Consider the following 10139-nt stretch of genomic DNA (forward strand, 5'->3'; position numbering starts at 1 on the left):
ACCACCGGTGTTTAAATCCCGGATACCTTGATATGCAGTTTGCTAACACTATAAAAAGTACCCCATATTCTGAAAAATATATGAGGCCCCAAGGCTCGCCTTTTATTAAAAACAGGGCTTCTTTTAAGGGTCAACTATGACGTACATACAACAAAATTAACGTTACTTGATGCGTTTTTGGACGGGAACTATCAAAAGGTTAAAAAACATGCGAACGTTAACCTCTGCTCTGTTGATTACAACACTTCTGCTCACCGGCTGCTCAGACAATGAGGTAGGCAATGTCAGCCTGGGTTTGTTCACCACTAAAGATATCAAGATCGACACCTTTACCGACCCGGTGGTCAGCGGTGTCACCTGTCATATCTCTCACGTAAAAGGCAATCTTGACCTGTCTGACCCTTCCGATATGGGCATCTCCTGCCGACAGACAGGGCCGATTACTCTGGATATGGTCAACAACATCAATATGTCCAAAAGCGGCGAAGTGGTGTTTAAAACCTCGAAAAGCATCCTCTGGAAGCATCTTAAAATACGACGTATCTGGGATGAGAAAAACAAAACCCTGATCTATCTCAGCTACTCCACCAAAGAAACGGCCGGCAGTGCCAAACACTCCATGACCACCGTGCCCCTTTGGGGAAACCCCGTCTGGGATCAATTAAACCAACCTGATACAACTCAATAGCTGACCGCAGTTTTCCAGTCCACTCAGTTGATGTGATATTAATCTGAGTACCCTGAGCAATTCCCGGACGATCCAGCTATCCTTTGCCAGGCAGCACTGTCGCAAGAAGAGTGAAACAAGGAATCCGCTGCCAGATCATTGGCTACAGTACGGTTCTGGTGTAGTTTCACTTTTTACTTTTTCACCAGGGTGATGTTCACTCCACCCTCTGACTGCCCGAAACTTAAGACACCATGCGTATTCTTCACACTTCAGACTGGCACCTTGGCCAGCATTTTATGGGCAAAAGCCGGGAGGCAGAACACCAGGCCTTTCTGGACTGGCTGATCGAGCTGGTACAAGAGCAACGCATCGATGCCCTGATTATTGCCGGTGATATCTTTGATACCGGCACCCCGCCCAGCTATGCCAGGGGACTTTATAGCCGCTTTATTGTCAGCCTGCAGAATACCCACTGTCGGCAGCTTATCGTGATTGGTGGCAACCATGACTCGGTAGCCACACTGCATGAATCAAAAGAGTTGCTGGCCTGCCTGAATACCTTTGTGGTGGGTGGCGTCAGCCAAGACTCCCGGGAGCAGGTTCTGGTGTTGAACAACGCTCAGGGCAACCCCGGCGCGGTGATCTGTGCAATTCCGTTTGTCCGCCCACGGGATGTTCTGGAAAGTCAGGCGGGAGAGACCGGTGAGGATAAACAGCAGGCACTGCAACAGGCGATTGCTGCCCACTATCAGACCATTTATACAGAAGCTGAAAAGCTGGCAGGGGAACGTCTGCCCATTATTGCAACGGGTCATTTAACGACAGTTGGCGGACAACTAAGCGAATCCGTGCGTGAAATTTATATCGGAACCCTGTCGGCATTTCCGGTAGCCGCATTCCCCAAGGCTCACTACATTGCCCTCGGCCATCTTCATCGGCCACAGGTCGTGGCGAAGCAGGAACATATTCGCTATTCAGGTTCACCAATCCCGCTGAGTTTTGATGAAGCCGGATCCGATAAGCAAGTCATTATTGTGGACTTCAGGGAAAACGAGCTGAATAAAATTGAGTCCGTCATTGTTCCTGTTTTCAGGCCTCTGATCAGTCTCAAGGGCTCCCTGGACAGCATTGACCAGCAGCTGGCCACTCTTGCCAGTGAGCGGGCCAATGAAAATGAGCAACCGCAGGCTGAACTCAATCCATGGCTGGAGATTGAAATCACCACCGAAACCTACCTTCACGACCTGCAAAGCCGGGTCGAACAAATGGTGCTGGCCAGAGAGGAGCTGTCCTCATGTGAGCTGCTGAGGGTAAGAAGAAAACGGGAAAAAGCCGCCGCATCCCTAACCGTTGCTGACCAGGAGAGTCTGGCCGAGTTGAAGGTTGAGGATGTTTTTCAGCAACGGCTTAAGCAGGAAGAGCTGACCGATGAACAATTACAGCAGCTGACCGGCGCGTTTCAGGAAATACTCGAAGACGTGTTTGCAGCAGACAAACAGCATCCCATGCTGGCGCAGCATGGCCAGAAGGACAACGCCTGATGAAAATTCTCAGCCTGCGCCTGAAAAATATTAACTCCCTCAGGGGCGAGTGGAAAATAGACTTCCAGAGTGAACCGTTTACCAACACGGGTCTCTTTGCCATTACCGGCCCGACCGGTGCTGGCAAAACCACGCTGCTGGATGCCATCTGCCTTGCCCTGTACCACCAGACTCCCCGCCTGACCACAATCTCCGCCTCCGATAACGAGCTGATGACCCGGCATACCGCCGAGTCGCTCGCCGAAGTTGAGTTTGAAGTCAAAGGTCAAGCGTATCGCGCCTTCTGGTCACAACGCCGGGCCAGGGGCAAAGCAGACGGCAAGTTGCAGGCACCTCAGGTCGAGTTGGCCGACAGTGATGGTACGATTATTACCACCCGTATCAGCGATAAATTGAAAAAGGTGAGTGAGCTGACCGGGCTGGACTTCGGACGTTTTACCAAATCCATGATGCTGGCCCAGGGCGGTTTTGCCGCTTTTCTGGAGGCCAGTGCCAATGACCGGGCTGAGCTGCTGGAAGAACTGACCGGTACCGAGATCTACGGAGAAATCTCCCGCCGTGCCTTTGAGCGCATGCGCACCTCAGAGCAGCAACTCGACCTGTTAAAGGCCAGAGCGGGCGGTATTGCTCTACTGAACGACGATCGACTGACAGAACTGAGAGAAGAACAGAGTCAGCTTGCCGGGCAACAGGAGGAAACCGGCAACGAACGCCTCTCCCTGAACCAGCAGAAGCGCTGGCTGGAAGAGCTGACCAGCAGAGAACGTGAACAGAAAAAAGCCCGGGAGTCATTGGATAATGCTCTTCAACACAAATCAGAACACAGCGAGCAGATAAACCGTCTGGAGCAGGCCCTGCCCGCCATGGAGCTGCTGCCGGACTGGGATCGGTTAAGCGAACTGACACAAAAGCATCAACGGATACAAAAGACACTGGCTGATCATCAGCAGGAAAAACAGGTCACCACCGAACAGGCGGAAAGTGTTCAGAAACAGTGTCAGATTCAGTTAAATGCCTGGGAAAGCTATCAGCAGGAACAGGAGCAAACCGAATCCCTGTTGGTAGAGCAGGTCATCCCTCTGGATGCTGATATACAGAGACTGACCAATGAACAACAGGCCATAAAAGGCAAATTGCAGGCCGCTGAACATGAGCAGTGCACACTGAACAACAGCATTGCCGATGACCAGCAGTCCCGGGAACAACTCACTGGACAACTTCAGGTAGCCAACCGTTACCTGGAACAGAATGCACACCAGCAAACGCTGGGTGAACAGTTGCCGGTATTACAAACCCTGTTTGAGCAGCGGGAAACCGCCAGCCAGGGTGAACAACAGTTTGCTCAAGCCATTCATCAGTTAGAGCAGGAACGCCAGAACCTGGGCGCACAACACCAGACACTGGAAGAGTATATTCAGTCGCTGGCCAAAACACGGGAACAACGCGCCAGCCAGAATAAAACACTGCTAGAGAACAAAACAGCCCTGTTAAATGGCCAGGAAGAAGAGCAGCTGCTGACCGATCAACAGCAGTGGCACGATCAATACCCGATATGGCTGCATCTGAACAACCTCAGCCAGCAATTTGCCAACTGCACCGCTGACTTACAGAAAGAGCAAACCCAGCATGGCAACCTGCAGCAATCGGTAGCACAGTACACCGACAACATTGAAAAATGCAGGACAGAGTACCGGAATGTCAGGCAACACTGTCATGACCTGGAACAGCTGTTAGCCCGGGAGCGGCAGATCACCAGCCTTAAGGACTATCGCAACCAACTGCAGGCCGGAGCGGCCTGCCCCCTTTGCGGTGCCACAGAACACCCGGCCATTGAACACTATCAGCAGCTGAATATTTCCGATACCGAACAGCGTTTAACCGCCAGACAGCGGGAACTGGAGCAACTGCAACTTCAGGGCGAGAAGCTGAACAAAGAGGCTGCCCGTTTACAGGTACAACTGGAATCCTCAGAGCAGACCATTAGCAAGCTGCAAAATCAGATTGCCCAGGTCACATCAGACTGGTCCGCCACCAGCAATGCCCAGTCTCTTTCCCTATCGATCAACAACACCGAAGAATATCAAGACCACTTCAAACAGTTCTCCGAGACCGGGGAGGCCCGGAAAAAGCAGCTTGAACAACTGAGCCAGCTTAATCACCGCATTCAACTTGAACAGCAGCAGCTGGACCAGCTGAATAACGACATGACCCAACACACCCATCAACGGGAGGTTAACCAGCAACAGCAAAGGCAGATTGACCAGCAGCTGTCTGAAAAGCGTCAACAGCTTGAGCAAAGCCAACAGGCCAACCGGGCGCTGGAAGAGAAGATCAGGCAGAGAATCCAAACTGCGCTGCATCTGGAGATTCCAATCCTGTCAGAGCAATCAACCTGGCTGAGTCAGCAGGAAAAAAACTGGCAACAATGGCAGCACATCACCGCCGAACAACAAACGCTGAATGAGAAAATCCAGGCCATTACCCAGCAGCTGAATCACAAGCATCAAAACCGGCAAAAAGCCGATGAACTTATCCGTGACATTCAGCAAACGCTGGATCACACCAATGCTCGGAGACAACAGCAACAGCAGCAACGACAGGATCTGTTTGGCCAGAAAATCGTGGGTGAGGAGCGACAGCGACTCAAGTCACTGGTGGTCGAAGCAAAGGCACACCATCAACAAAGCCAGAGCCAGTTGAAAGCCATTGATGACAAGCTGGCTCAGCTGACTGGAATCGTTCGCCAGCAGACCATGGAACAGGAAACATTGGGCGAAGCACTGACAGCCGCCGGAACAACCTGGCAGACATTGTTAAACGACAGCCCATTCCGGGATAGCGAACATTTCCAGCAGGCACTGCTGGACAGAGAAGAACGGAAGACACTGACAGAACTGAAACAGACCATTGAACAACAGCTGCATGAGGCCAAAGGCAAGCTTGCCTCGGCGGAGGCCAACCTGAAAGCACATATTGAACAGCCAGCGACTAAACTAACTCTGGATGAAGTGACTGACAGACTGACCGAATTGGATAACCGCATTCGTTTAATCAATCAACGACAAGGTGAGATTACCCAGGCGCTGAAAGACGACGACGAAAAACGTCTTGGCCAGGCCAGCCTGTTCAGGGATATCGCAACGCAAGAGCATCAATATCAGGTTTGGGCGCAACTCAGTGGCCTGATCGGCTCCAGCAAAGGCGACAAGTTCCGTAAATTTGCCCAGGGCCTGACGCTGGATCATCTGATTCTTCTGGCCAACCGACAGCTGGAACAGCTCCATGCCCGCTATCTGCTCAACCGCAAAAGCAACGATGAACTCAGCCTTGAAGTACTGGACACCTGGCAGGGTGACTCCGCACGGGATATCAAAACCCTGTCCGGTGGAGAAAGCTTTCTGGTCAGCCTGGCGCTGGCACTGGGGTTATCTGACCTGGTCAGCCATAAAACCCGTATCGACTCGCTGTTTCTGGATGAAGGGTTTGGTACACTGGATCAGGAAACACTGGAAACCGCACTCAGCGCCTTGGATAGCCTGAATGCCAGTGGGAAGATGGTCGGTATCATCTCCCATATTGAGTCCCTGAAAGAACGGATTCCCACCCGGATAGAAGTGATAAAAGAAACCGGACTGGGCTACAGCAAACTGGGTAGACGCTTTGCCTGTATCTGATCACTTTTATTTTGAGGGTTTATGAATCAACTACTGACGGTTGGCGCGCTTGAGTCATTTCTCATCGCCATTTTTGTGCTATTTCTGGGGCATTTCATCAATGCCCGAATTCCTCTATTAAAGCAGTTCAATATTCCTGAGCCTATTGTTGGCGGACTGATCATTGCCGGTGTTATTGCCTGGCTGCACTTCAATGGTGTCGAGATTGACTTCCACCTGCCCCTGCAAAACACCTTTATGCTGATGTTCTTTGCCACGGTTGGTCTGGCCGCCAGCTATACCCAGCTGATTAAAGGTGGGGTCAAGGTGCTTGTTTTCCTTGCCGTGGCGTCTCTCTATATCGTGCTGCAAAATGGCCTGGGGATGTCACTGGCCACCCTGCTGGGGCTTGACCCGCTGATGGGATTAATTGCCGGGTCAATCACTCTTTCCGGAGGTCACGGTACCGGTGCGGCCTGGTCTCAAACCTTCCAGCAAGTATACGGCATGCACAATGTACTTGAGATTGCCATGGCTTCAGCCACCTTCGGCCTGATCATGGGCGGCATTATTGGCAGTCCGGTGGCGCAGCGACTGGTGGATAAATATGGCCTGAAATCCAGATACGGCAACACCAACAGAACCCATGAACAGTTTCCTGAGCTGGTGACCTACAACGAAAATGAGGAAGACAATGTCACCTCAAAAAAGATGATTGAATCACTGTTTATGATTCTGATCTGTGTGACCGGTGCCAAGTACCTTGAAATCTGGGTCAACAACTTCGAGATCAAATGGCTGATGATTCCCGATTTTGTCTATGCCCTGTTTATCGGCGTTATCATCACCAACACGCTGGAAGTCACCCGGGTGAAAAAGCTGGATATTGAAACCATCGATATTCTCGGCACGGTGTCACTGGCCCTGTTTCTGGCCATGGCCCTGATGAGCTTAAAACTCTGGAATATTCTCGATCTGGCCATCCCGATCCTGGTCATCTTGCTGGCACAGTCCGTTATGCTGGCAATATTTACTTATGTGGTGACCTTCCGGGTGATGGGCAAAGACTACGATGCGGCCGTTATTGCCAGCGGTCACTGCGGCTTTGGTCTTGGCGCAACACCCACAGCGGTCATGAACATGGGCTCCGTCGTTAACCGCTTTGGTCCTTCACCCCAGGGGTTTATGGTTGTGCCTATTGTCGGTGCCTTCTTTATTGATATTGTTAACCTGATTATTCTGCAGGCGGCATTGTCGATTTTTGGTTAATCAATCATCAACTCCTGGTACATCTCATTAATGAGTTTGATGTGTACAATCTCCGTTCACCCTTAGCGGAGTTTGGATGTCAATGAGAGAAGGAGCCCATCAGTTGTACTGAATAAGAGAGACGGGCTCTTTTGCACTCCTCTGAATAGCGGGCCATTGATCACTTGAATTTTATGTCAGGCACGCTTTCAGAATTATTAGTTTAAAAAGCGAATTTCTATTCTAATATCAAATCTAAAATACAGTTTTAATAAATTGTTAATAGCCCTCGAGGACTATAATGCAACCATCGGTATCAGCAGGTTCAAGTCTAACCATAACAGCTCAAAAAAAGACCAGCAAATTCTACATGCAATCCTCTAAAGCCCAGTAAAACCGCTAAAATGACGACAGAAACTGAGGTTTTGCCAGTTAAAAATGAGAAGTTACGATTAAACAGCAATTTTATCGAATCACCAGAAAACAAGACGGGTGTATTTTCATTACATTTAGCCAGAGAATTTGATTTCGGGTTTTCATATTTTCCAAAGAGCAAAGGGTTTTATACAACAACTTATATAACCATCAACTCAATACCTATTAAAGATAGATTTGTTTTTACTTTTTATACTGATGAAAATTATCCTAACCTCTGGGACAAATCTGATAATGTAAAATTGCTTTGTGAAAAAGATATAAAGTGTCATTTGCCAAGATTACATAAAAAAGAAAAGCCTAAAGATGACCATTATCATGCTTTACTTTTAAAAGATGCTGACCCTGATTCTTTTTTAAAAACCACACTAAATGAAATAGGATTGGCGGATCATGATGAAAAGAATATTTTGCATTCAGCAGAATATTTTATCAAAAACCCCACTCAGGATTGTATTAATTTTACTGAAGGAGCATTATCCCAAAATGGTACATCTGAATCCCTGGAGGAGATGATGATTTAAGTAACCGCTGTTGTATTCCATAGTGAGCTAACATATCACCAGAAATTCAACGTAAATTCATCCTGATTCGTTACAAGCATGTTTTGCTATTATCAGTTGTCGAGAGTTCATGCAGTGCTTTCAAAGCATCTTCCGCCTTATCTGACTGAACAAATATATGGTCATGGAAGAAAGCTGCAATGTTACTGTTCAGCACCCCTCAAAATTTTCTGGAAATTCCTGAATTATCTGCCAGCCTGAGATGCAATGAATCTCAGGTTCATATCCAGCATGGGTTCTGAAACGTCGTCAACACCTTCAAGCGACCAACTCCTGGCAGAGGAAGTTGTACAACTACGCATGAAGGTTGCCTACCTTGAAGAACGGTGTCGTGAGCTTGAGGGGATGGTCAGTAAAAACAGTCAGAACAGCAGTAAACCTCCATCGTCCGATGGCTATCAGAAACCCAATAAAAGCGACAGTCCCCAAGATGATTCCACTAATGGAAAAAACTCCGATTCACAGCAGGAGTCTCCAACTCCCAAAAGCCTGAGGCAATCGTCTGATAATAAAGCCGGTGGTCAAAAGGGGCATAAAGGTAACTGCCTTAAGTCAGTTGATAATCCTGATTATGTTGTCTATCACACACTTCTGGAATGTCATGATTGCCATACTTCCCTTCTTGATGTTGAGCCACTCAAGCATATTGAGCGTCAGGTGTTTGAATGGGGAAAGCCCGGTTGCCCCGAGGTAACCGCTCACAGGGCAGAGGTGAAGGTTTGTTCCTGTGGTCACCATAATCAGGCAGCTTTTCCCAAGGGAGTGACCGCTGCCGTACAATATGGGCCGTCAACAAAGGCCATGGCCGTCTACCTGAACCAGTATCACTTTATTCCTTACAAGAGAGTGTCAGAATATTTTCATACCGTTCATAACATGAGCCTCAGTGCAGGCAGTGTTGCCAACTTCGTTGCAGCAACTTACGAAAACCTCGCCTCTACTGAACAGGTCATCAAGGATGCTCTAAAGGAGACGCCTGTTGCTGGCTCCGATGAAACGGGTATGAGGGTGGACGGTGACCTCTGGTGGCTACATATCCTGCGGGATGATCAGTGGACACTCTACCATCTTGCACAAAAGCGTGGCTGCGAAGGCATGGATGCCATGGGTATATTGCTCACGTTTACCGGCGTGCTGGTTCATGACCACTGGAAACCCTACTTTACCTATGCGGCAGTACACGTATTGTGCAACGCCCATCATCTGCGCGAGCTTCAGGGTGTGGTAGACAGGGATGCCAACCAGCTGGCTCTGCGCTTAATGAAACTGCTGCGGCTCAGCTGGCATTATTGTAAAGGGTTTAACACTATTGGAATGCTACAGATGCCGTCTGTTCTGCAAGAGCGCATAGAAGATATTTATGATCGTATACTCAAGCGCGCACTGGCGAAAGAAGCCGCTTATATGGAGAGGCAGCGGCAAGAGCTGGGACGAAAGAAGGTAAAGAGAACCAAGGCTTATAACCTGTTCAAGAGGCTCATTGATTACAAGGAAGAGACACTGCGTTTCATGACGGACTTCACAATCCCTTTCGATAACAACGGCAGCGAAAGGGATGCCAGGATGGCAAAGCTGAAGCAGAAAATCTCAGGCTGCTTCAGGAATGATTACGATGGTTCCATGTTTACACGGATCCGCAGCTACGTGTCGTCTGCGAAAAAGCAAGGAAAGAATATATTCCACTCCATTTATAGAGCTGTAGAGAATTACGGCAATCTTCCGCTTCTTGGGGCTGAATAGTTACGAAAAATCCTTTTATGGTTCGGTTTTGATATGAATAGTGCTAAGGGTCTTGAATGTGCAATATGTTATGACTCAATATGTTGTGACTCAAAAAAATACAAAAGCATCCAGCTGACATGCGGACATGTTTTTGGTAAATCATGCATGCGGAAATGGGTGGAAAGTTCCAACCAAAAAAAATGCCCTGCCTGTACCAATCAATTAACTGATAACAAGATAAAAGAGATAAAAAATATCCCATTGCAGGAGCGTGTGGTCATTTTTTTGCAAAAAACGAGTAAACTTA

7 protein-coding genes are annotated in these 10139 nt (G+C 48.7%); all 7 read left to right on the forward strand.

Features of this window, described 5'->3' with window-relative positions; genetic code table 11:
- The first annotated feature begins 208 nt into the window (after nucleotides 1–208).
- The gene (locus tag ACO6UY_RS19160; protein ID WP_422443991.1) at nucleotides 209–688 is read left to right on the forward strand and encodes a CreA family protein; all 480 of its coding nucleotides are present in this window, start codon (nucleotides 209–211) and stop codon (nucleotides 686–688) included.
- Nucleotides 689–921: 233 nt separating this feature from the next.
- Nucleotides 922–2211 (forward strand): exonuclease subunit SbcD, encoded by a 1290-nt coding sequence (gene sbcD / locus ACO6UY_RS19165; RefSeq protein ID WP_422443993.1) that lies wholly within the window; start codon nucleotides 922–924, stop codon nucleotides 2209–2211.
- The gene (locus ACO6UY_RS19170; RefSeq protein ID WP_422463094.1) at nucleotides 2211–5885 is read left to right on the forward strand and encodes an SbcC/MukB-like Walker B domain-containing protein; all 3675 of its coding nucleotides are present in this window, start codon (nucleotides 2211–2213) and stop codon (nucleotides 5883–5885) included. The genes sbcD and ACO6UY_RS19170 overlap by 1 nt, the downstream gene beginning before the upstream one ends.
- A gap of 21 nt (nucleotides 5886–5906) precedes the next feature.
- The gene (gltS, locus tag ACO6UY_RS19175; RefSeq protein WP_422443997.1) at nucleotides 5907–7133 is read left to right on the forward strand and encodes a sodium/glutamate symporter; all 1227 of its coding nucleotides are present in this window, start codon (nucleotides 5907–5909) and stop codon (nucleotides 7131–7133) included.
- Nucleotides 7134–7516: 383 nt separating this feature from the next.
- The gene (locus ACO6UY_RS19180) at nucleotides 7517–8071 is read left to right on the forward strand and encodes a hypothetical protein (RefSeq protein WP_422490906.1); all 555 of its coding nucleotides are present in this window, start codon (nucleotides 7517–7519) and stop codon (nucleotides 8069–8071) included.
- Between the two features lie 270 nt (nucleotides 8072–8341).
- Nucleotides 8342–9850, forward strand: coding sequence for an IS66 family transposase (gene tnpC, locus ACO6UY_RS19185; protein ID WP_422444001.1), 1509 nt, complete (start codon nucleotides 8342–8344; stop codon nucleotides 9848–9850).
- Between the two features lie 33 nt (nucleotides 9851–9883).
- The coding region (locus ACO6UY_RS19190; RefSeq protein WP_422490907.1) for an RING finger domain-containing protein at nucleotides 9884–10139 on the forward strand (256 nt) is incomplete at its 3' end.

It is taken from the genome of Endozoicomonas sp. ALE010 (assembly GCF_049310165.1).
Taxonomy (GTDB): Bacteria; Pseudomonadota; Gammaproteobacteria; order Pseudomonadales; family Endozoicomonadaceae; genus Endozoicomonas.

Coding starts and splice junctions, on each gene's coding strand:
- ACO6UY_RS19160 (WP_422443991.1), top strand. CDS start 209: ATGCGAACGTTAACCTCTGCTCTGTTGATTACAACACTTCTGCTCACC.
- sbcD (WP_422443993.1), top strand. CDS start 922: ATGCGTATTCTTCACACTTCAGACTGGCACCTTGGCCAGCATTTTATG.
- ACO6UY_RS19170 (WP_422463094.1), top strand. CDS start 2,211: ATGAAAATTCTCAGCCTGCGCCTGAAAAATATTAACTCCCTCAGGGGC.
- gltS (WP_422443997.1), top strand. CDS start 5,907: ATGAATCAACTACTGACGGTTGGCGCGCTTGAGTCATTTCTCATCGCC.
- ACO6UY_RS19180 (WP_422490906.1), top strand. CDS start 7,517: ATGACGACAGAAACTGAGGTTTTGCCAGTTAAAAATGAGAAGTTACGA.
- tnpC (WP_422444001.1), top strand. CDS start 8,342: ATGGGTTCTGAAACGTCGTCAACACCTTCAAGCGACCAACTCCTGGCA.